The sequence below is a fragment of the Streptomyces sp. NPDC101225 genome, from assembly GCF_044767585.1.
Taxonomy (GTDB): Bacteria; Actinomycetota; Actinomycetes; order Streptomycetales; family Streptomycetaceae; genus Streptomyces.
Map to the genome: position 1 here is coordinate 79,416 of NZ_JBIWOE010000015.1, position 20,287 is coordinate 99,702.

Sequence of the window (20,287 nt, forward strand, 5' to 3'; positions counted from 1 at the left end):
TTCGCCGCCGGGGTGCGGGTGAGGTGGCGGCCGCGCGTTCGCCATGGCTGGTCGCGCGGTTCCCCGCGCCCCGTCAGGCGTGCTGCTGCACCGCCTTCGACGCCTTGCGGGCCGCCACCAGCACCGGGTCCCAGACCGGGCTGAACGGTGGGGCGTAGCCCAGGTCCAGGGCTGTCATCTGGTCCACCGTCATACGGGCGGTGAGGGCGACCGCGGCGACGTCGACGCGCTTGCCCGCGCCCTCGCGCCCGACGATCTGCACGCCGAGCAGGCGGCCCGTGCGGCGTTCGGCCAGCATCTTGACCGTCATGCGGGACGAGTCCGGGTAGTAGCCGGCCCGGCTCGTCGACTCGATGGTGACGGCCTCGAACTGGAGGCCCGCCCTGCGCGCGTCCTTCTCGCGCAGGCCCGTCCGGGCGATCTCCAGGTCGCAGACCTTGGAGACGGCGGTGCCGACGACGCCGGGGAAGGTGGCGTAGCCGCCGCCCGCGTTGGTGCCGATGACCTGGCCGTGCTTGTTGGCGTGCGTGCCGAGGGCGATGTGCCGATCCTGGCCGGAGACCAGGTCGAGGACCTCCACGCAGTCGCCGCCCGCCCAGATGTTCTCGTGCCCGCGCACCCGCATCGCCAGATCGGTGAGCAGGCCGCCGTGCGCGCCGACGGGAAGCCCGGCCGCCCGGGCGAGCGTCGTCTCCGGGCGTACGCCGATGCCCAGGACCACCACGTCCGCGGGGTACTCGGCGTCCTCCGTGGCCACCGCCCGTACCCGGCCGTCCTCACCGGTGAGCAGCTTGGTCACCTCGGCGTCGTTGACCATGGTGATACCCAGGCCCTCCATCGCCTCGTGCACCAGGCGGCCCATGTCCGGGTCGAGCGTCGCCATCGGTTCGCCGGCGCGGTTGACGACCGTCACCTCGTAGCCGCGGTTGATGAGCGCCTCGGCCATCTCCACGCCGATGTAGCCCGCCCCGACGACCACCGCGCGGCGGCCACGCGCGCGGGCCAGCGAGTCGAGCAGCGCCTGCCCGTCGTCCAGCGTCTGCACGCCGTGCACACCGGGGGCGTCGGCACCCGGCATGTCCGGGCGGATCGGGCGGGCGCCGGTCGCGATCACGAGCTTGTCGTACGGCGTCCAGGACTCGGCCCCGGATTCGAGGTCACGCGCGCGTACCCGGCCGCCCGCCACGTCGATCCGCGTGACCTCCGTGCGCATGCGCAGATCGATGTCCCGCGCGCGGTGCTCCTGCGGGGTACGGGCGATGAGCTCGTCGCGCTCGCCCACGTCCCCGCCCACCCAGTAGGGGATGCCGCATGCCGAGTACGAGGTGAAGTGACCGCGCTCGAAGGCGACGATCTCCAGCTCGCCGGGGCCCTTCAGCCGGCGTGCCTGCGACGCCGCGGACATCCCCGCGGCGTCGCCGCCGATCACCACCAGTCGTTCCCGCCCAGCGCTCATGTTCATGCGAACACGCTACGGGGGCGGGGCGATTCAGTGCTCGCCGCCGTCCGGGCGCGGGTCGGTCCCCCGCGCCGCAGGCGCCGACGGCAGCGGGCCGGGCGCGCCCGCGGCGGGCGCCGGGACCGGGCGGCGCGGCAGCCGGGGCCGGACCAGCCGCAGCCACGCCGGCACGCCCAGGGCCGCCACCACGGCGAACGGCAGCACCGCGCCGATCACCACCGCCAGCCAGCGCAGCATCGTCACGAAGGCGTCCCAGCCGCCCGCGAGCGCGTCCACGAACCCGGTGCTCCCGTCCTTCGCGGCCGCCTTCACCGGGGTCTGGGAGAGGGAGAGGGTGATCGTGGCGAGGCTCGTGCGGTCCTTCAGCGACGCCTGCTGGGCGAGCAGCGCCTCCAGATCGGCTTCCCGGCTGCTCAGCTCGCCCTCCAGCTCCACCACGTCGCTGAGCTTGGTGGCCCGGTCCATCAGTTCACGGACCCGGGCCACGCTCGCGCGCTGCGACGTGATGCGGCTGTCGACGTCGACGACCTGGTCCGTGACGTCCTCGGCCTTCGCGGTGCGGTCCAGCAGCCTGCCCGCGCCCTGGAGGCCGGCGAGGACCTCGTCGTACTTCCCGACCGGTACGCGCAGCACGACCCGGGTGCGCTCGCGGCCCTTCTCGTCGCGCGTGGTGGTCTCGTCGCCGACGTAGCCGCCCGCGTTCTCGGTGGTGGTGCGGGCCTCGTCGAGGGCCTTCGGCACGTCCTCGACCTGCACGGTCAGCGAGGCGGTGCGGATGATGCTGCTGGTGAGCGCGGGCGCCTGGGCCCGCTTGGCGCCGCTCGCGGCCTTCTCGCCGCCCGGCGCGGACCCCTTCGCGTCGCTCCGCGCGGCGGCCTTGTGGCCCGCCGCGCTGTCCGAGGAGCCGGTGCCGCCCGCGCTGCATCCGGTCAGTGCGAGCGCCGCGGTGAGCAGGACCGCGGCCAGGGCCGGGACGGGTCGTACGGGATGCGGTGCGCTCATGTGCTGAACCCCCGGGGGATCGTGACGGCTGACGTTTCTTCGACGCCCGAAGGGCCCCGGACGTTGGACCCGGGCGGTTCCGATGCGGTCACGGTCCGGACTCGTCCTCGACACCGGGCCGCGGACGGTCCGTCGGCGGGGTCTGAGAGGCTGGTGACATGCGCGAAGAGGAGAGCCGTAGGAGTGCCGGGCAGGTCGTCGTCGTGGGAGCCGGGATCGCCGGGCTGGCCGCGGCGCACCGGCTGCTCGGGCGGGGTGCGCGGGTGACCGTGCTGGAGGCCTCGGACCGGGTCGGCGGCAAGCTGCTGCCCGGCGAGATCGCCGGCACCCGCGTGGACCTCGGCGCCGAGTCCATGCTGGCCCGCAGGCCGGAAGCGGTGGCGCTCGCGCGCGAGGTGGGCCTCGGCGGGCGCCTGCGGCCGCCGGCCACCGCCACGGCCTCCATCTGGACCCGCGGCGCCCTGCGCCCCATGCCCAAGGGCCACGTCATGGGCGTCCCCGGGACCGCCGCCGCCCTGGCCGGCGTGCTGTCCGAGGAGGGTCTGGCCCGCGTCGAGCGCGACGCGGACCTGCCCCGCACGGAGGTCGGCGACGACGTGGCGGTCGGGGAGTACGTGGCGGCGCGGCTCGGCCGGGAGGTCGTCGACCGCCTGGTGGAACCCCTGCTCGGCGGTGTGTACGCGGGCGACGCGTACCGCATCTCGATGCGTTCGGCGGTCCCGCAGCTCTACCAGGCGGCGCTGACCCACGACTCGCTCACCGAGGCGGTCCGCGCGATCCAGGCCAGGGCCGCCGCGGCGCGGCAGAACGGCCCCGTGTTCATGGGCATCGAGGGCGGCGTGGGCAGCCTGCCGCTCGCGGTGGCCGAGTCGGTGCGGGCCAGGGGCGGCGAGATCGTCACCGGGGCCCCGGTCACGGAGCTGCGCCGCGCGGGCGGCGGCACCTGGCGGGTCGTCGCCGGTGACCGCGTGCTGCGCGCGGACGCCGTGGTCGTCGCCGTGCCCGCCCCGGCCGCCGCCGCGCTGCTGCGGGCCGAGGTCCCGGCCGCCGCGGCCGAGCTGGCGACCGTGGAGTACGCGTCCATGGCCCTCGTCACCCTCGCCTACCGCCGTGCGGAGACCGCCCTTCCCGAGGGCAGCGGCTTCCTGGTGCCGCCGGTCGACGGGCGCACCATCAAGGCGTCGACGTTCGCCTCCCGGAAGTGGGGCTGGATCGCGGACGCCGACCCCGGCCTGCTGGTCCTGCGCACCTCGGTCGGGCGCTACGGCGAGACGGAGATCCTCGGGCGCGAGGACTCCGACCTCGTGGCCCTCTCCCGGCACGACCTGCGGGAGGCCACCGGCCTCGACGCCGAGCCGGTCGAGACCCGCGTGACCCGCTGGACCGACGGGCTGCCCCAGTACCCCGTCGGCCACCACGCGCGCGTGGCCCGCATCCGCGAGCACGTCGCCGGGCTGCCCGGTCTCGCCCTGTGCGGCGCGCAGTTCGACGGGGTCGGCATCCCGGCGTGCATCGCGAGCGCGTACGCGGCGGTGGACCAGCTGGAAGGCGACCTGACAGGTGTGCAGGAGCTCACCGCCAACCCGGTGCAGAGTCTGCACGGCGGAGCGGGAGAATAGGGGACATGAGCGACGACGCCTCCACCACCGAGACCGGCAGGATCCCCAACAAGGGCAAGCTGGCCAAGGACCTCAACGAGGTCATCCGCTACACGCTGTGGTCCGTCTTCAAGCTGAAGGACGTGCTGCCCGAGGACCGCGCGGGCTACGCCGACGAGGTCCAGGAGCTGTTCGACCAGCTCGCCGCCAAGGACGTGACGATCCGCGGCACGTACGACCTCTCGGGCCTGCGCGCCGACGCCGACCTCATGATCTGGTGGCACGCGGAGACCGCGGACCAGCTGCAGGAGGCCTACAACCTCTTCCGCCGCACGAGGCTCGGCCGCGCCCTGGAGCCGGTCTGGTCGAACATGGCGCTGCACCGCCCCGCCGAGTTCAACCGCTCGCACATCCCCGCGTTCCTCGCCGACGAGACGCCGCGCAACTACGTCAGCGTGTACCCCTTCGTGCGCTCCTACGACTGGTACCTGCTGCCCGACGAGGACCGCCGGCGCATGCTCGCCGACCACGGCAAGATGGCGCGGGGCTTCCCGGACGTGCGCGCCAACACGGTCGCCTCGTTCTCCCTCGGCGACTACGAGTGGATCCTGGCCTTCGAGGCCGACGAGCTGCACCGCATCGTCGACCTCATGCGCCATCTGCGCGGCTCCGAGGCGCGCCGCCACGTCCGCGAGGAGATCCCCTTCTTCACCGGCCGCCGCAAGGACGTGGCGGAACTGGTCGCGGGCCTGGCCTGACCGCGGCCGCCGCCGGCGGCGGTCAGCCGCGGGCGGCCTTGCCCTTCAGCGTCTCCTTCAGGGGCGTCCGGTGGGCGCGGTCGCCGCTGGAGGGCTCGGGTTCGGCGTGCGGGGCGCAGGAGGCGCGCCGGTCCGGCGTGCGGCCCTCCAGCAGGTAGGCGTCGAGGTAGCCGTTGACGCACTTGTTGGGGCCGCCGGCGATGCCGTGCGTGCCCGCGTCCCGTTCGGTCACCAGGACCGAGCCGGACAGCCGCCGCTGCATCTCCAGCGCCCCGTCGTACGGCGTCGCCGCGTCCCGCTCCGCGGCCAGGATCAGCGTCGTCGGCAGCTCGCCCGGCGCGGTCCGCACGTCCAGCGGCCGCTGCCGGGGCGCCGGCCAGTAGGCGCACGGCAGGTTCATCCACGCGTTGTCCCAGGTCTCGAACGGCGCCATGCGCGCGAGCCGCGTGTTGTCGCGGTCCCAGACCTTGAAGTCGGTCGGCCAGGCGGCGTCGTTGCACTCGACGGCCGTGTACACCGCGTTGGAGTTCTCCGCCTCGGCCGCCGCCTCCGTGGCCGGCCCCGCCTGCTCGACGAGCGGCTTCGGGTCGCCCTTCAGGTACGCCGACAGCGCCTGCGCGCGCCGGGGCCAGTAGTCGTCGTAGTAGCCGGCCGACAGGAACGCCGCCTGGAGCTCGGCGGGACCCACCTTGCCGCCCGCCGGCTCGGCCGCGAGCTGCGCGCTCGCCTTGGCGTAGCTGTGCTGGACCGTGGCCACGGTCTTCCCCAGCCCGTACACGTCGTCGTGCCGGGCGATCCACTCCCGGAAGTCCGTCCAGCGGCTCTCGAACGCGGCCGACTGATCGAGGTTGTTGCGGTACCAGATCTGCTCGGGCGCAGGATTCACCGCCGAGTCGAGCACCATCCGCCGCACGTGCGAGGGGAACATGGTCGCGTACAGGGCCCCGAAGTAGGTGCCGTACGACGCCCCCATGAACGTCAGTTTCTGCTCGCCCAGTGCCGCCCTCAGCACGTCCAGGTCACGCGCGTTGTTGAGGGAGTTGAACTGCCCCAGCCCGCTGCCCGACCGCTTGGCGCAGCCCTGCGCGTAGGCCTTCGCCTCCGCGATGCGCTCCTGCTTGTACGACTCCGAGGGATGCGTCGGCGCCTGCGAGGGCGCCTTGAAGAAGCGCCCGGGGTCCTCGCAGGACAGCGGCGCGGACCGGCCGACGCCGCGCGGGGAGTAGCCGATCAGGTCGTAGGCGGAGGCGATGCGCTTCCACTCCGGGAGCAGACCGACGAGCGGGAAGTACCGGCCGTCCCCGCCGGGGCCGCCGGGGTTGTAGACCAGCGCGCCCTGCCGCCGCACCCGCCGCTTGCTGTTGTGCGGGTCCTTGTGCGTGGCGGCCACCCGCGTGACGGTCAGCTTGATCTGCTTGCCGCCGGGGTGGGCGTAGTCGAGCGGGACGGACACCGTGCCGCACTGCATGGCGCCGGGCATGTCCTTGATGTCGGAGCACTTCCCGAAGGCGATGCCGGCCTCCCGGGCCCGCGCCGCCGCCACCGCCGTGCCCCGCAGCTCCGCCGCGCCGGGGGCACCGGCCGCACCCGGTGCGGCCGGTGCGCTGCCGGCCGGGGCGAGCGCCAGGGCGGTCAGGAGCAAGGATCCGGCGGCCGAGTGGAGGGCGGCAGCTCTCATGACGTGTCCCTTCGGTGCATGGCAGCGACAAAAGGGATGTTTCGTTCGGTGTATGAAGAAGGCAAGCACCAACCGGCGGTGTCGGCGCCAATGCCCCCTATGCGCCCCCGATGTGCGGTTCGCGCCAGGGCTGGTCGCGGTGTGCGAAGGCCGCCCTCAGGTCCGGTTCGCCGAGCGCGCGGACGCCCCGTACGGCGACGGTGGTGAGGTACGTACGGTCGTCGCCGCTCGTGGTGCGCCGGGTCAGGGCGCCCAGCAGCCGCTGCCCGGCCGGGGAGGCCCAGCGCGAGTACGGGTGGACCTCGACCCGCGCTATGGCCAGGCAGCTCAGGGCCAGCGCGAGGGGCAGCGCGAACCACAGGGCGACCAGGGCGCGCGGCATGTCCGGCTGGGCGGGCACCAGCAGCGCGGTCGCGCCCAGGACGAGCACCGCGAGCGCGGCGAGCCGCACCTGGCGGACGCCGGCCGCGACGGTGGTCCGGGCGCCGGCGGGCACGGCCAGTCCCGCGTCGACGAGCCGGTCCGCGAGACCGGCGACGGCGTCCGCGGAGGCCGCCGCGGCGCGTACGGGTGCGATGCGGCTCTGCCCCTCGGGTCCGATGGCTCCGATGACCGACCGTTCCATGTCGTCCCGGCCGCGCGGGTCGACCACCGTCGCCCAGCCGGTGCGAGCGAGCAGCAGCCGCCGCTGTCTGGCCATCGAGACCATGGTCAGATCGGCGACCCGGCCGGGTCCGCCGGACAGGAAGGCGGCCTCGTAGAGGGTCAGCTCATGACGCCCGGCGCCCCCTCGGGCGTCCGCCTCGCCGGCCGCCGCCCGTACGGCGGCCAGGCACAGGCGTGTGCACGCGGCGCCGGCCGCGGCCCAGGCCAGCAGCAGGAGAAGGACCCAGAACATGCCGCGTTTCTATGCCAGATGCTCCGGGGAACGCCATGCCTTGTTCACCATACGGACAAGGCGTTGCCGGTCCGTGACGTTCCGTTTGACCTGTGCGTTCCGTTCGGTCCACTCGATCCCGGCGCGCCGGGGGAGCGGCTCACGGCGGCTCACGGCGGCGGGCTGGAGGCGGGCGGCGGGAGCGGGTAGGTCGGGGACGGCGACGCCGTGACGGGGGTGGCCGGGCGCGGGCTGGCCGTCGGGCCGGGCGGGGCCGACGGGTCGGTGAGCGGGGGAGTGCTCGCGGAGGCCATGTCCCGGGCGAGCGCGTCCCAGTCCACGTACCCCGTCGCCTCCAGGGCCTCGATGTGGTCCAGCACCGTCGTGTTGGCGTCGTCGGCGAGGGCGCGCACCAGCGCGTTGCGGGTGGTCGCGCGGACCTGGGCGACGAGGGAGAACACCTTGCCGTGCGCCAGCCGCGCGATGTTCACGAACCGGCGGTCGTACTCCGTGCCCTGGGCCGCGGTCAGGGTCGCGAGCCACTGCCGCTGCTGGGCGGTGGGCTCGTCGGGAAGCTGGAGCCCGAGCCGGGCGGCCACCTCGCGCACCCGCCGGTCGAGGAAGGTGTGCCCCACGACCAGGTGCTGCCCCGCCGTGCGCACGGCCTGGGTGGTGCCCTTCTGCTCGGCCTCCTGCCCGGCGGGCAGCTCCCACAGGCCGGCCAGCCGGACCCGGGTGACGAAGTCGCGGTCGAGGGCGGACAGCGGCCCGTACCGGGTCGGCACGGTGTGGGCGCTCAGCGTGCTCACGCCGGTGCCCGACCGGTCGGCGTACGACCAGATCGGGAAGATCAGCGCGAGCAGGGTGGCCATCAGGCCGATGACGATGATTCCCGTGCCGCTGAATATGCCTCGGCCCTTGACGGGTGGTCGCGGTCGCATGGTGCCTCCTGTACGGCACCGCATATTACTGCGGGGTTCGAGCGCCCCCTCAGCGGTGCAGCAGTACCCGCCGGGCCACCCTCGCCACCCGCTGCGACCGCGGTCCGGGCCCCGACCGCTCCAGCCACCACCCCCTGAGCTGCCGCCGGGCGCGGCCGTCCTCCGGCTGACCGTCGAGCAGCAGATGCCCCGCGAAGTCGAGGGCGTCCCTGCGGTAGCCGCCCGTCATCGGGTGCCCGTGGGCGTAGGCGAGGAAGGCGGACCGGTACGAACCGCCCAGGATCTCCGGCAGCTCGGGCGCCACCTTCGCCACGACGTCCGCCCGCTTGCGGGCGAGCGCCCGCGCCTGCACCCCCAGCCGCACCCGGTCGAACCCCTCCGGCACGGGCGTCCCGGCGACGAGTGCCGACAGCAGCGCGGTCTGGGCGAGCGCGAGCCGCTGGCGGGCGGCGTCGGTGGCGGGGGAAGGGACCGTCCGGGCGCCGGGCCAGGCCCTCGCGCCCCGCCCCGCCCGCTCCGCCCGCCCCTTCTCGACGGCCGCCTCGATCTCCTTCAGCTCCCGTTCCAGCTCCGCCGGTTCGGGGAAGTTCTCGTCCCGCTCCAGCAGCACGCCGGGCGGTGAGACGCGGGAGGAGAGGCCGGTCAGGATGTCGAGGACCGGCTGCGGGACCGGGTGGGCGTGGCTGTCGTGCCAGACGCCGTCGCGTTCGAAGCCGCCCGCCACATGGACGTAGGCGATGGCCTCGAGCGGCAGTTCGGCCAGCGCCGTGGCCGGGTCCTCGCCGCGGTTGACGTGGTTGGTGTGGAGATTGGCCACGTCGATCAGGAGCCGTACGCCGGTCCGGTCGGCGAGCTCGTACAGGAACTGCCCCTCGGTCATCTCCTCGCCCGGCCACGCGATCAGGGCGGCGATGTTCTCGACGGCGAGCGGCACCGGAAGCGCGTCCTGCGCGATGCGGATGTTCTCGCACAGCACGTCCAGGGCGTCCCGGGTGCGCGGCACGGGCAGCAGGTGCCCGGCCTCCAGGACCGGGGAGGCGGTCAGCGGACCGCCCGCCCGCACGAACGCGATGTGCTCGGTGACCAGCGGCGACCCCAGCGCCTCGGCCCGCTCGGCGAGCGCGGCGAGCCGTCCGGGGTCGGGGCGGTCGGCGCCGCCGAGGCCGAGCGAGACGCCGTGCGGGACGACGGTGACACCGCGGGCGCGCAGCCGCCGCAGCGATGCGGGCAGGTGCCCGGGGCACACGTTCTCGGACACGGCCTCGACCCAGTCGATGCCCGGCATCCGCTCCACGGCCTCGGCGATCTCCGGCCGCCACCCGATGCCCGTTCCCAGTCGTTCCATGGTCCGTCCCCCTCCTCGGCCGTGCCCGGTCCACGCGTCCGCGGTGATACGTCTCCTTCGGTACGCAGGCCTCGACGTGACGGGGGTATGGCCCCGCCGGCGGGGACCGAATCCCCGCCCGCCCACCTTCAGAGCAAGATTTGAGGTTCGCGGCCGGCTCCCGCGGGCCCCGCGAGCGACCGGGTCGGGCGGGTTCGGTGGCACACCGTCCGGCGAGGAGGGCTGGTGAGGGGTCGGTCAGCCGCCGGGCCGGCGGAGCGCCGGGTGGTCGGCCACCACGGTGCAGGAGCCGGGGGCGATCTCCGTGAAACCCGCGTCGCGCACCAACGGCAGCCCGCCGGAGGTCAGTTCGTCCCAGCGCGCCGGGTCGGCGGTGCGCACGGCGAGCGCGAACCCGGCCCCACGCCAGGCGGTCCGCTCCTCGTCCGGCAGTTCCCACCAGGCCAGTTGGGCGGCGTGCCCCGCCTGGGCCATCGCCTTGCCCGCGGACATGTCCAGGCCGGGGTTGAGCCACAGGACGGGCAGGGCCGGGTCCGCCGCGAGAGGCGGCCCGGGGTCGTCGAGGTCGGTGCCGGACACCTGCAGCCTGGCCAGGTCCTTGGGCCATCCGTCGAGCGGTACGGGCGGGAACACCCGCACCTCGGCCGACGTGCCGCTCTCCGTGATGCCGGGCAGGGCCTCGGCCCGCCGCCACTCGGCGCCGCGGGCGCGCCGCACCACCTTGCGGATCCGGGCGTCCTGCCAGTCCCGTACGGCCTCGGCCCACTCGCCGTCCCCGAGGGACCGCTCGTCGCTGAGCATCACGAGCACGGCGCGGGCGGCGGTCTCCAGCGCGTCGGTGCGCGCGGGCGGCGACTCCTTCTCGATGCGCACGACGAGGGGCAGCACGAACTGCCGTGCCCGGTCGCGCTCGCCGGGCTCGGACCGGAACGGGCTGTCGGCGGAGGACGTCAGGTCATGGCTCACACCGGCCAACCCTAAGGGGGCGCGGGACGGTGCCCCCGGGGAGGATGCCCGCGTGCGACGCGGTCGCTCGTGCCTCCCGGCGCAGGCCGGTCACCGGTGGCCGGCGGTGGCCCCGATCAGCTGGGACACCTTCACGAACCGGTAGCCCTTCGCGCGCAGCTCGGGCACGACCGTGCGGACGGCCTGCTCGGTGACGGGAGCCGCGCTGCGCGTGCAGTGCATGACGACGACCGAGCCCGGCCGCACCCCCTCCAGCACCTGCCGCGCCACCGCGTCGGCGTCCGTCGCGAACGCGTCCCCGCTCACCACGTCCCACTGCACCGGGGTGACACCGGTCGAAGCCAGCGCCTTCAGCGTCCGCCGGTCGTGGCACCCGCCCGGGAAACGGAAGTACGGCATCGCGTCCGGCACCCCCGCCCTGCGGAACGCCGTGTACGCCCGTTCCACGTCCGACCGCAGGCGGTCCGGGGACATGGTCGGCAGGCCGTAGCAGTTCCCGGTGAAGGCGTAGTGGCTGTAGGAGTGGTTGGCCACCTCGAACAGCGGGTCGCGGCCGATGGAGCGCGCCTGGCGCGGATACTCGTCGGCCCACCGCCCGGTCATGAACACGGTCGCCGGCACCTTCAGTGCCCGCAGTGTCGCGATCAGCCGCGGATTGTCGAAATGCTCACCGGCCGCGGCCCGCGCCCCCTCGTCCGCGGTCATGTCGGCGTCGAAGGTCAGCGCGACCGTCCTGCCCCGCGTGCGCGGGCCGTGGGTGAAGACGCGGGCGAGTCCTGCCGGGCCCGGCGCGAGGGTCGGTGGCCGGGACGGGGCGGCGGAGGTGGCGGAGGGGGCCGGGCGGGCGGCGTGGGGCGCCTCGGGGGCGCCGCAGGCGGTGAGGACGGCGCCGGCCGCGCAGGCGAGTGCACAGGCCGCGGCCGCTTGTCGTACGTGAATGATCACCACACGAACATAAGCGTACAAAACGGGCGCGTGGTGGACCGGCGCGCTCAGCGGCCGTAGCGCCCGGTCAGACGTCCGGAGGCGAGGGTGTGGCCGCTCAGCGCGCGCTTCACGGCGTCGGCGGAGGCGCCGGACGCGAGGTGCAGGGTGCGGTCGGCGGCGTAGGCGGAGAAGACGTAGTGGTGCCGTTGGCCCCGGGGCGGGCAGGGTCCCGAGTAGCCGTTCTTCTTGAAGCCGTTGCGGCCCTCGGCCGTGCCCGGCGGGACCTGCCCGGCCGGCCACCCGCCGTGCGCCGGGGACGCGTTCCAGACCACCCAGTGGGTGAAGGTGCCGTGCGGGGCGTCGGGGTCCTCGACCAGGACGGCCAGCCCCTTCGTGCCGGAGGGCGGACCGGAGAAGGCCAGCGGGGGTGAGACGTTCCCGCCGTCGCAGGTGTAGCGGCGTGGGATCGTGCCGCCGTCGGCGAACGCCGGACTGGACACGGTGATCCGCCGCGCGGCGCTGGGCGCGGGGGCGGACGCGTCACCGCCGTCGTCCCCGCACCCCGAAAAGAGCCCCACCGCCGCCGCGACGGCGACGATCACGAGCCTGCGCCGCATGGACGGAACGCTAGCCGCGCCCCCGCACGGCCGCTACCCGCACCCCGGCCCGGCGGCCGTGCGCGGAGCACGGGTCACTCGCCGAGTTCCCGTGGCGGCTGCTGCTCGTGCGGGTGCTCGTGCTGCCACTCGTGGGGGTGTTCGTGCGGGTGCTCGTGCGCCTTCTCCAGGAAGCGCAGCAGCTCGACCGGGAAGGGCAGCACGAGGGTGGAGTTCTTCTCGGCGGCGACCGCCGTCACCGTCTGCAGCAGCCGCAGCTGGAGCGCGGCGGGGGTGTCCGCCATCTGCTGCGCGGCCTCGGCGAGCTTCTTGGAGGCCTGCAGTTCGGCGTCCGCGTTGATGATGCGGGCCCGGCGGTCGCGGTCGGCCTCGGCCTGCCGCGCCATGGAGCGCTTCATGGTCTCCGGCAGGGAGACGTCCTTGATCTCGACGCGGTCGATCTGCACGCCCCAGCCGATGGCAGGGCTGTCGATCATCAGCTCCAGGCCCTGGTTGAGCTTCTCGCGGTTGGAGAGCAGGTCGTCGAGATCGCTCTTGCCGATGATCGAGCGCAGGGACGTCTGCGCCATCTGGGAGACCGCGAACTTGTAGTCCTCGACGTTCACCAGCGCCGCTGCCGGGTCGACGACCTTGAAGTAGACGACGGCGTCCACGCGCACGGTCACGTTGTCCCGGGTGATGCCCTCCTGGGCCGGGATCGGCAGCGTCACGATCTGCATGTTGACCTTGCTCATGCGCTCCGCGACCGGAAGGATCATGGTGAAGCCGGGTGAGCGCGCCTCACCCGCCAGCCGCCCGAGTCGGAACACCACCCCGCGCTCGTACTGCTTGACGACCCGGGCCGCGGCCGCGAAGTAGACGAGCCCCACGGAACCGGCGGCCACGACCGCCGTCACCAGCTCAGGGACCATGACGACCTTCTTCGTCAGAGGTCTGGAACGTCTGCTTCTGCAACGATATGCCCGGTTGCCGATCCCGGGCCACGACGGGCTCCGGGATGGGCGACCGGGGTGTTCAGCTCATGGCGCCGTCGTCCGCGCCGGATCGGCACGGGCCGTCACCCGCACCGGCTCGGTGCCGGCCGCGCTGTGCCGCGCGGCCCAGCTCTCCAGCGCCGTACGGCAGGCGTGGTCCAGGTGGTGCAGGCCGGACAGGTCCAGCTCCACCGGGCGGTCCTGGGGCAGCGCCTCCAGGCTGTCGAGGATCTTCGGCAGCCGCAGGAAGGTCGCGTTGCCCGTGAGATACGCCTGCACGGGTCCCGCGCCCTTGTCGACGATCTCCAGCTTGAGGTGCGAGGCCTCCCAGGCCGTCTTGGCGACGGACAGCGCCAGGCCGATCAGGACGCCCTCGAACATGCTGACCGCGACGATCGACACGGCCGTCACCACGAGGATCAGCGCCTCGCCGCGGTGCTCGCGCCACAGCGCCACCAGCCCGCGTACGGGGATCAGCCTGGCGCCGGCGTGGACCAGGACGCCCGCCAGCGCGGGGATCGGGATGCAGGCGAGGACGCCCGGCAGCAGCGCCGCGAACAGCAGCAGCCACAGGCCGTGCAGCACCCGGGACGCCTTGGTGCGGGCGCCCGCCCGGACGTTCGCCGCGCTGCGCACGATCACCGCGGTCATCGGCAGCGCGCCGAGCACGCCGCAGAGCGCGTTGCCCGCGCCCTGCGCGATCAGCTCCTGGTCGTACCGGGTGCGCGGACCGTCGTGCATCCGGTCCACCGCCGCCGCGCTGAAGAGCGACTCGGCGGAGGCGATCAGGGTGAAGGCGACGATCGTGCCGAGCAGGGCGACGCCGGCGAGCGCGCCGAAGGCGCTCACCGGGGGCGGCTGGACGGAGCCCAGCAGGCCCTTCACCTCGACCGTCGGGATCCGCAGCGGGAACACCGTCGCGACGGCGGTCGCGAGGGCGACCGCGGCGAGCGGTGCGGGGATCGCGCGCAGCCGCTTCGGCATCCGCCGCCACACCACCAGGACGGCGACGGTGCCCGCGCCCATGAGGAGCGAGGTGAGGGCACCGGTGCTCCCGAGGGCGCCGACGAGCGCTCCCGGGAGCCGGGCTATCTTCTCCAGGCCGGAGGCGGGCGCCGCGGCGCCCGCCATCGAGTAGAGCTGCCCGGCGATCAGTACGAGGCCGATGCCGGCGAGCATGCCCTCGACGACCGAGAGGGAGATGGCCCGGAACCAGCGCCCGAGCTTCAGGGCGCCCATGAGGATCTGGAGCACGCCGGTGGCGAGCACGATCACCCCGAGGGTGGCGAGCCCGAACTCCCGCACGGCCTCGAGGACCAGCACGGTCAGTCCGGCCGCGGGTCCGGAGACCTGCAGGCTGCTGCCGCGCATGAGGCCGGTCACGATGCCGCCCACGATGCCGGTGACCAGGCCCAGTTCGGCCGGGACGCCGGAGGCGACGGCCACGCCCACGCACAGCGGGAGCGCGACCAGGAAGACGACCAGCGACGCGGCGAAGTCCTGCCGCAGGTGGGGGTGGGCGGTCATCATCGCCGCGCTCACAGGGCCTTGAAGGCGTCGGTCTGCGGGTCGTGCGTCAGCACGGCGCCGGTGTGGACCTCGTAGAACCAGGCGTGCAGGGACAGCCGGCCGTCCGTGACCCGCTTCTCGACGTACGGGTACGAGCGCAGCCGCAGCAGTTGTGTCAGGACGTGGCTCTGCACGCCCTCGGTGACGGCCGGGTCCTCGACGGTGCCGGACGGGCGCGGGGTGGCGTGCGTCAGCCAGTCGCGCACGGCCGGGACGGCGGTCAGGTCGTCGCCGCGCACCAGGGCGCCGACGGCGCCGCAGTGCGAGTGCCCGCAGACCACGATGTCGCGGACGCCGAGCACCTCCACCGCGTACTCGACGGTGCACGCCTCGCCGGTGGGGTGTGCGGAGGTGTACGGCGGGACGATGTTGCCCGCGGTGCGCAGCTCGAAGAGCTCGCCCGGGCGGGCGCCGGTGATCAGGGCCGGGACGACCCGGGAATCGGAGCAGGTGATGAACAGCACCTGGGGGGACTGGCCTTCGGCGAGTCCGGCGAACTCCTCAGGGCGCTGTCCGAACAGACGGGCGTTGTCGATGAGGGGCTGCATGTGGATGACTCCTCCTGGCGCGCCGCTGCGGCGCGTCGGTGTGGGCAGGACAGAGGTGGGGGGAACTGCTCCGCCGTCAGCGGCGGAAGACCTGAAGTGCTGCCGGGGTGCGGGCCGTCGAGGATCTCGACGTGCCGGGTGCCGGGAGCACGGCGTCGCAGTGGCGGTGCGTGACCGTCTCACCGAGCTGAGCGGTGCCGGACAGGGTGATTCCGGTCGGGGCCTTGGCCTCGACCTGACGGGCCGTGTGCGCGGATGCGAAGGAGTGAGCGGGAGCGAAGAACGGAAGGGCGATCAGAACGGCGACGAGGAGCGCCGGCGTGCTCCGGCCCGCGACGATGCGGAACATGCGCCCCCCTTCAGGTGGTTCACACCGTTTGTACGCACCAACTACAGCTCAACCATTGATCAATGGAAGGTCTGCAGAGGGTCAACGGCAGGTCAAGAAACAGGTTAGCCCTGCGGCGTTGTTTGCAGGGTTAACTTCACGTTTCCTGTTGAAGAGGGCCTGAAATGCGCTGCTGGGGTGGCGGGAACTAGTCGCTCTCGGTGAGCCCCTTGGCGTCGCGCGCCAGTGCGGTGAGCCGGGAGATCGCCCGGAAGTACTTCTTGCGGTAGCCCCCGTTCAGCATCTCCTCGCCGAACAGCCGGTCGAAGGGCAACCCGGAGGCCAGGACCGGCACTTCACGGTCGTAGAGCCGGTCGGCGAGCACGACGAGCCGGAGGGCCGTCGACTGGTCGGGGACGGGCCGCACATCGGTGAGGCAGACCGCCGCCACGCCGTCGGTCAGGGCGCCGTAGCGGCTGGGGTGGACCTTGGCGAGGTGGTCGAGGAGCTGCGGGAAGCCGTCCAGCGAGGCGCCCGCGGTGGCGTACGCCGCCCTGGTGACCCGCTCCTCGGGGAAGGGGGCCGGCGCCTCGGGCAGACCGCGGTGGCGGTAGTCCTCGCCGTCGATGCGCAGGGGGCGGAAGCGGGCGGACAGGCCCTGGATCTCGCGCAGGAAGTCGGCCGCCGCGAAACGGCCCTCACCGAGCTTGCCGGGCAGGGTGTTGGAGGTGGCGGCGAGTGCCACGCCGGCGTCGACGAGCTTGCCGAGCAGGGTCGACACGAGGACCGTGTCGCCCGGGTCGTCGAGCTCGAACTCGTCGATGCACAGCAGCCGGTGGCCGGAGAGGGTCTGGACGGTCTGCTGGAAGCCCAGCGCGCCGACCAGGTTGGTGAGTTCGACGAACGTGCCGAACGCCTTCAGCGCGGGCTCCGCGGGGGTGGCGTGCCAGAGGGAGGCGAGCAGGTGGGTCTTGCCGACGCCGTAGCCGCCGTCGAGGTAGACGCCGCGCGGCCCGGCCGGGGCCTTGGCCGCCTTCGCCCTGCCGAACCCGAACAGGCCCCGCCGGCCGCCGCCGACGGCGTGCGCCCCGCCGAGCCCGGCCGCGAAGGTCTCCAGGACCTGGACGGCCTCGGTCTGGCTGGGCCGGCCCGGGTCCGGTATGTACGTGCCGAAGCGCACCGAGTCGAAGCGCGGCGGCGGCACCATCTCGGCGACCAGCCGGTCGGCGGGGACGTGCGGCATGCGGGCGCACAGGGACAGCGGCGCCGCGTCCGCTGCGGGGCTGCGGTCGGTGGCGGAAGGCGAGGACGACACGGTTCACCATGCTAAGCGGCGTGCCACACTGCACGACATGCGACGCCTGTTCCCTGTGACCGACGAGACAGCGCCGAACGCTCCAGGTGAGGGGGAGTGGAGCCTTGCCGAGCTCGCCGCCGCCTACGCCTATCCCGGGCCGGCCGCGGGCGGCGGGCCCGTGCCCTGGCTGCGGGCGAACATGATCTCCACGCTCGACGGCGCCGCCCAGCACGAGGGGCGCTCGCAGCCGATCTCCAGCGCGGCCGACATGCGGATCTTCGGCACCCTGCGGCAGCTCGCGGACGTCGTGGTCGTCGGTGCTGAAACGGTACGCCAGGAGGGATACCGGCCCGCACGCGCGCGTGCGGAGTTCGCGGACGCGCGCCGGGCCGCGGGACAGGGGCCGGCCCCGGCGATCGCGGTGGTCAGCGCCCGCCTCGACCTGGACTTCTCCCTCCCCCTGTTCACCTCGCCCCTGGTGCCCACCCTGGTGCTGACCGGGGCGGCGGCACCGCCGGACCGCGTCGCCGCCGCCGAGAAGGCCGGAGCCGAGGTGGTGGTCGCCGGTGGCGGTGCGGGCGTGGAGCCCGCCCGCCTCGTCCGGGCCCTGGGCGAGCGGGGGCACACCCGGCTGCTGACCGAGGGCGGCCCGCGGCTGCTCGGCCAGCTGGTGGCCGCCGGGGTGCTGGACGAGCTGTGTCTCGCCGTGTCGCCGACGCTCACCGCCGGTGCCGCGCAGCGCATCGCGGGCGGGCCCGCGGTCGGGGTTCCGCGGCGCTTCGTCCTCGCGTCGGTTCTCGAGGAGGAGGGGTTTCTCTTCACCCGCTACCGGCGGGCCTGATATTCGGTCAGCGGTGCCCTCGGTCCCGAAAACGGCGGAATCAACCGTTCCGCTTACCTTCGGGCGGGCACACTGAATTGCGCAGTCCCCGTGACATCACGGGGCAGGATGGTTTCCGCAGAAGGGGCGCCCGGTGTTCACAAGCGTATTGATGATCGAGAAGGCACTGACGTCCGCGGACGTGGAGTTCGTCACCGGTCTGCACGGTGACGAGAATGTCTTCTTCCATGTGCTGCTCCAGCCCCGCGGCGACCAGGCGGACCGCCTGCTGCGGGCGATCGACGACGTGGCGCTCGGTGAGCTGGACGAGGCGGCGAAGGAGCGCGAGGTGCCCGAGGGGGAGGCCGCGAAGGACTTCGGGACGCGGGCCCTGGAGGTGTCCCTGCAGGCGCTGCGGGCCGCCGACGGCGAGGCGGAGGGCCGGCTGATCGAGGACCATCCGCTGGACGCGCTCAAGGCGCTGGTCGACGAGACCGAGGCGGACGAGGTCATCGTGCTGACCGATCCCCACTACGTGGAGGAGTTCTTCCACCGGGACTGGGCGTCGCGGGCGCGGCACAAGGTGGGGGTGCCGGTGCTGAAGCTCTTCTCGCACAGCAAGGCGTGACGCCGCCGTCCGGCCCGGCCGGGGCCGCCGTCGGGCCTGCGGGCCCCCGGACGGGCAGGGCAGGGCCCCGGACCGCATAGGCTGGGCGGCCGAACGTCCGCCGTACGCACCACGCACAGGAGACACGCATGGCACCCGGCCTTCCCCCCGCCATGGACCGACCGCACTTCATCGGCATCGGCGGCGCCGGGATGTCGGGCATCGCGAAGATCCTCGCGCAGCGCGGGGCGAAGGTGGCGGGCAGCGACGCGAAGGAGTCGGCGACCGCCGAGGCGCTGCGCGCCCTGGGCGCGACGGTGCACGTCGGGCACGCGGCGGAGCACCTCGCCGACGACGCGAGCTGCGTGGTCGTGTCGTCGGCGATCCGCCAGGACAACCCCGAACTGGCCCGCGCGGCCGAGCTGGGCATCCCGGTGGTCCACCGCTCCGACGCCCTCGCCGCGCTGATGGACGGCCTGCGCCCGATCGCGGTCGCCGGCACCCACGGCAAGACCACGACGACCTCCATGCTCGCGGTGTCGCTGAGCGCGCTCGGCCTGGACCCGTCGTACGCGATCGGCGGCGACCTGGACGCGCCCGGCTCCAACGCCCTGCACGGCGGGGGCGAGATCTTCGTCGCCGAGGCGGACGAGTCGGACCGCAGCTTCCACAAGTACGCCCCCGAGGTCGCGATCGTCCTCAACGTCGAGCTCGACCACCACGCCAACTACGCCTCCATGGAAGAGATCTACGAGTCCTTCGAGACGTTCGCCGGCCGGATCGTGCCCGGCGGCACGCTGGTCGTCAACGCCGACCACGCGGGTGCGCGCGAGCTGACCCGGCGGCTGGCCGGCTCCGTGCGGACGGTGACGTACGGCGACGCGGAGGACGCCGACGTACGCGTGCTGTCCGTCGTGCCCCAGGGCCTGAGGAGCGAGGTGACGGTCCTCCTGGAGGGCCGGGAGCTCACCTTCACGGTCTCGGTGCCCGGCCGCCACTACGCGCACAACGCGGTGGCCGCGCTGGCCGCGGGCGCCGCGCTCGGCGTCCCGGCCGCGGAACTGGCGCCGGCCCTGGCCGCGTACACCGGCGTCAAGCGCCGCCTGCAGCTGAAGGGCGAGGCCGCCGGAGTCCAGGTGATCGACTCCTACGCCCACCACCCCACCGAGATGACGGCCGACCTGGAGGCGATGCGCGCCGCGGCGGACGGGTCCCGGATCCTGGTCGTCTTCCAGCCGCACCTGTTCTCCCGCACGCAGGAGCTCGGCACCGAGATGGGCCAGGCGCTCGCCCTCGCGGACGCGTCGGTCGTCCTCGACATCTACCCGGCCCGGGAGGACCCGGTCCCCGGCGTCACCAGCGACCTGATCATCGCGGCGGCGCGGGCCGCGGGCGCGGACGTGACGCCGGTCCACGACAAGGCGGACGTGCCCGGTGCGGTCGCGGGAATGGCGAGGCCCGGTGATCTCGTTCTCACCATGGGCGCGGGCGACGTCACCGACCTCGGACCGCGCATCCTGGACCGTCTTTCGCAGTGAGGGGCTGAGGCTCATGTCGTACGACGTCGAAAAGCCGGACGAGCAGTGGCGGGCGGAGCTGACTCCCTCCGAGTACGCCGTGCTGCGCCAGGCCGCCACGGAGCCCGCCTTCACCGGTGAGTACACCAACACCAAGACGGAGGGCGTCTACTCCTGCCGGGCCTGCGGCGCCGAACTGTTCACCTCCGAGACCAAGTTCGACTCCCACTGCGGCTGGCCGTCCTTCTTCGACCCGAAGGACACCGACGCGGTGGAGCTCATCGAGGACCGCTCGCACGGGATGGTGCGCACGGAGGTGCGGTGCGCCCGGTGCGGGTCGCACCTCGGGCACGTCTTCGAGGGCGAGGGGTACGGGACGCCCACGGACCAGCGGTACTGCATCAACAGCATCTCGCTGCGGCTGGCGGAGGACGCGGGCTGACCGGGGCCGACGCGGAC

General features: G+C 73.8%; 20 protein-coding genes. 6 read left to right on the forward strand and 14 right to left on the reverse strand.

What is annotated here, in order from left to right; translation table 11 throughout:
• Positions 1-73: 73 nt before the first annotated feature.
• Together ACIRPX_RS21895 and ACIRPX_RS21900 are read right to left on the reverse strand one after the other, a co-directional pair.
• Positions 74-1,462, reverse strand: coding sequence for an FAD-dependent oxidoreductase (locus tag ACIRPX_RS21895; RefSeq protein ID WP_404197004.1), 1,389 nt, complete (start codon positions 1,460-1,462; stop codon positions 74-76).
• Between the two features lie 27 nt (positions 1,463-1,489).
• Positions 1,490-2,461, reverse strand: coding sequence for a DUF4349 domain-containing protein (locus tag ACIRPX_RS21900; RefSeq protein WP_404197007.1), 972 nt, complete (start codon positions 2,459-2,461; stop codon positions 1,490-1,492).
• Positions 2,462-2,619: 158 nt separating this feature from the next.
• Here ACIRPX_RS21900 and hemG point away from each other — a divergent pair, with 158 nt between their 5' ends.
• Entirely contained in the window at positions 2,620-4,080 is a 1,461-nt protein-coding gene (gene hemG / locus ACIRPX_RS21905) for a protoporphyrinogen oxidase (protein ID WP_404197010.1), read from the forward strand.
• A gap of 5 nt (positions 4,081-4,085) precedes the next feature.
• Complete coding sequence (hemQ, locus tag ACIRPX_RS21910) at positions 4,086-4,817, forward strand: hydrogen peroxide-dependent heme synthase (protein ID WP_404197013.1); 732 nt, start codon at positions 4,086-4,088, stop codon at positions 4,815-4,817.
• A 22-nt stretch (positions 4,818-4,839) separates the two neighbouring features.
• On the opposite strand, the gene ACIRPX_RS21915 is transcribed toward hemQ, so the two are convergent.
• The 12 genes from ACIRPX_RS21915 to zapE all read right to left on the reverse strand — a co-directional run bounded on the left by ACIRPX_RS21915 (position 4,840) and on the right by zapE (position 16,902).
• Positions 4,840-6,495, reverse strand: a complete 1,656-nt coding sequence (locus ACIRPX_RS21915) for an alpha/beta hydrolase (RefSeq protein WP_404197015.1) — start codon at positions 6,493-6,495, stop codon at positions 4,840-4,842.
• A 97-nt stretch (positions 6,496-6,592) separates the two neighbouring features.
• On the reverse strand, positions 6,593-7,393 hold the full coding sequence (locus ACIRPX_RS21920) for a TIGR04222 domain-containing membrane protein (RefSeq protein WP_404197017.1): 801 nt from the start codon (positions 7,391-7,393) through the stop codon (positions 6,593-6,595).
• Positions 7,394-7,542: 149 nt separating this feature from the next.
• Positions 7,543-8,313, reverse strand: coding sequence for a DUF4142 domain-containing protein (locus ACIRPX_RS21925; RefSeq protein WP_404197020.1), 771 nt, complete (start codon positions 8,311-8,313; stop codon positions 7,543-7,545).
• 49 nt (positions 8,314-8,362) lie between these two features.
• Complete coding sequence (locus ACIRPX_RS21930) at positions 8,363-9,658, reverse strand: DUF692 domain-containing protein (protein WP_404197023.1); 1,296 nt, start codon at positions 9,656-9,658, stop codon at positions 8,363-8,365.
• Between the two features lie 237 nt (positions 9,659-9,895).
• Positions 9,896-10,624: a peptidyl-tRNA hydrolase gene (locus ACIRPX_RS21935; RefSeq protein ID WP_404197026.1), complete on the reverse strand. Its 729-nt coding sequence runs from the start codon at positions 10,622-10,624 to the stop codon at positions 9,896-9,898.
• A gap of 90 nt (positions 10,625-10,714) precedes the next feature.
• The gene (locus ACIRPX_RS21940) at positions 10,715-11,569 is read right to left on the reverse strand and encodes a polysaccharide deacetylase family protein (RefSeq protein ID WP_404197028.1); all 855 of its coding nucleotides are present in this window, start codon (positions 11,567-11,569) and stop codon (positions 10,715-10,717) included.
• Positions 11,570-11,616: 47 nt separating this feature from the next.
• The gene (locus ACIRPX_RS21945; RefSeq protein WP_404197031.1) at positions 11,617-12,168 is read right to left on the reverse strand and encodes a YbhB/YbcL family Raf kinase inhibitor-like protein; all 552 of its coding nucleotides are present in this window, start codon (positions 12,166-12,168) and stop codon (positions 11,617-11,619) included.
• Between the two features lie 74 nt (positions 12,169-12,242).
• Positions 12,243-13,079: a slipin family protein gene (locus tag ACIRPX_RS21950; RefSeq protein WP_404197033.1), complete on the reverse strand. Its 837-nt coding sequence runs from the start codon at positions 13,077-13,079 to the stop codon at positions 12,243-12,245.
• Between the two features lie 108 nt (positions 13,080-13,187).
• A complete protein-coding gene (locus tag ACIRPX_RS21955) occupies positions 13,188-14,672 on the reverse strand; it encodes a SulP family inorganic anion transporter (RefSeq protein WP_404197036.1) in 1,485 nt (494 codons plus the stop codon).
• A gap of 8 nt (positions 14,673-14,680) precedes the next feature.
• The gene (locus tag ACIRPX_RS21960; protein ID WP_404197039.1) at positions 14,681-15,259 is read right to left on the reverse strand and encodes a carbonic anhydrase; all 579 of its coding nucleotides are present in this window, start codon (positions 15,257-15,259) and stop codon (positions 14,681-14,683) included.
• Positions 15,260-15,335: 76 nt separating this feature from the next.
• Positions 15,336-15,608: a hypothetical protein gene (locus tag ACIRPX_RS21965; RefSeq protein WP_404197041.1), complete on the reverse strand. Its 273-nt coding sequence runs from the start codon at positions 15,606-15,608 to the stop codon at positions 15,336-15,338.
• Between the two features lie 187 nt (positions 15,609-15,795).
• Positions 15,796-16,902 carry a cell division protein ZapE gene (gene zapE / locus ACIRPX_RS21970; protein WP_404197043.1) on the reverse strand — a complete coding sequence of 369 codons (1,107 nt, stop codon included), beginning with the start codon at positions 16,900-16,902 and terminating at the stop codon, positions 15,796-15,798.
• Between the two features lie 37 nt (positions 16,903-16,939).
• Between zapE and ACIRPX_RS21975 the strand changes: the two genes are divergently transcribed.
• The 4 genes from ACIRPX_RS21975 to msrB all read left to right on the forward strand — a co-directional run bounded on the left by ACIRPX_RS21975 (position 16,940) and on the right by msrB (position 20,270).
• Complete coding sequence (locus tag ACIRPX_RS21975; RefSeq protein ID WP_404197046.1) at positions 16,940-17,725, forward strand: pyrimidine reductase family protein; 786 nt, start codon at positions 16,940-16,942, stop codon at positions 17,723-17,725.
• 133 nt (positions 17,726-17,858) lie between these two features.
• The gene (locus tag ACIRPX_RS21980; RefSeq protein WP_404197049.1) at positions 17,859-18,332 is read left to right on the forward strand and encodes an indole-3-glycerol phosphate synthase; all 474 of its coding nucleotides are present in this window, start codon (positions 17,859-17,861) and stop codon (positions 18,330-18,332) included.
• Positions 18,333-18,460: 128 nt separating this feature from the next.
• Positions 18,461-19,849 carry a UDP-N-acetylmuramate--L-alanine ligase gene (gene murC, locus ACIRPX_RS21985; protein WP_404197052.1) on the forward strand — a complete coding sequence of 463 codons (1,389 nt, stop codon included), beginning with the start codon at positions 18,461-18,463 and terminating at the stop codon, positions 19,847-19,849.
• A gap of 13 nt (positions 19,850-19,862) precedes the next feature.
• A complete protein-coding gene (msrB, locus tag ACIRPX_RS21990; protein WP_404197054.1) occupies positions 19,863-20,270 on the forward strand; it encodes a peptide-methionine (R)-S-oxide reductase MsrB in 408 nt (135 codons plus the stop codon).
• The last annotated feature ends 17 nt before the right edge of the window (positions 20,271-20,287 follow it).

What these genes read in the sequence shown, in the direction of transcription:
- ACIRPX_RS21895 (WP_404197004.1), bottom strand. Translation starts at nt 1,462, where the DNA reads ATGAACATGAGCGCTGGGCGGGAACGACTGGTGGTGATCGGCGGCGAC.
- ACIRPX_RS21900 (WP_404197007.1), bottom strand. Translation starts at nt 2,461, where the DNA reads ATGAGCGCACCGCATCCCGTACGACCCGTCCCGGCCCTGGCCGCGGTC.
- hemG (WP_404197010.1), top strand. Translation starts at nt 2,620, where the DNA reads ATGCGCGAAGAGGAGAGCCGTAGGAGTGCCGGGCAGGTCGTCGTCGTG.
- hemQ (WP_404197013.1), top strand. Translation starts at nt 4,086, where the DNA reads ATGAGCGACGACGCCTCCACCACCGAGACCGGCAGGATCCCCAACAAG.
- ACIRPX_RS21915 (WP_404197015.1), bottom strand. Translation starts at nt 6,495, where the DNA reads ATGAGAGCTGCCGCCCTCCACTCGGCCGCCGGATCCTTGCTCCTGACC.
- ACIRPX_RS21920 (WP_404197017.1), bottom strand. Translation starts at nt 7,393, where the DNA reads ATGTTCTGGGTCCTTCTCCTGCTGCTGGCCTGGGCCGCGGCCGGCGCC.
- ACIRPX_RS21925 (WP_404197020.1), bottom strand. Translation starts at nt 8,313, where the DNA reads ATGCGACCGCGACCACCCGTCAAGGGCCGAGGCATATTCAGCGGCACG.
- ACIRPX_RS21930 (WP_404197023.1), bottom strand. Translation starts at nt 9,658, where the DNA reads ATGGAACGACTGGGAACGGGCATCGGGTGGCGGCCGGAGATCGCCGAG.
- ACIRPX_RS21945 (WP_404197031.1), bottom strand. Translation starts at nt 12,168, where the DNA reads ATGCGGCGCAGGCTCGTGATCGTCGCCGTCGCGGCGGCGGTGGGGCTC.
- ACIRPX_RS21950 (WP_404197033.1), bottom strand. Translation starts at nt 13,079, where the DNA reads ATGGTCCCTGAGCTGGTGACGGCGGTCGTGGCCGCCGGTTCCGTGGGG.
- ACIRPX_RS21955 (WP_404197036.1), bottom strand. Translation starts at nt 14,672, where the DNA reads ATGATGACCGCCCACCCCCACCTGCGGCAGGACTTCGCCGCGTCGCTG.
- ACIRPX_RS21960 (WP_404197039.1), bottom strand. Translation starts at nt 15,259, where the DNA reads ATGCAGCCCCTCATCGACAACGCCCGTCTGTTCGGACAGCGCCCTGAG.
- ACIRPX_RS21965 (WP_404197041.1), bottom strand. Translation starts at nt 15,608, where the DNA reads ATGTTCCGCATCGTCGCGGGCCGGAGCACGCCGGCGCTCCTCGTCGCC.
- ACIRPX_RS21975 (WP_404197046.1), top strand. Translation starts at nt 16,940, where the DNA reads ATGCGACGCCTGTTCCCTGTGACCGACGAGACAGCGCCGAACGCTCCA.
- murC (WP_404197052.1), top strand. Translation starts at nt 18,461, where the DNA reads ATGGCACCCGGCCTTCCCCCCGCCATGGACCGACCGCACTTCATCGGC.
- msrB (WP_404197054.1), top strand. Translation starts at nt 19,863, where the DNA reads ATGTCGTACGACGTCGAAAAGCCGGACGAGCAGTGGCGGGCGGAGCTG.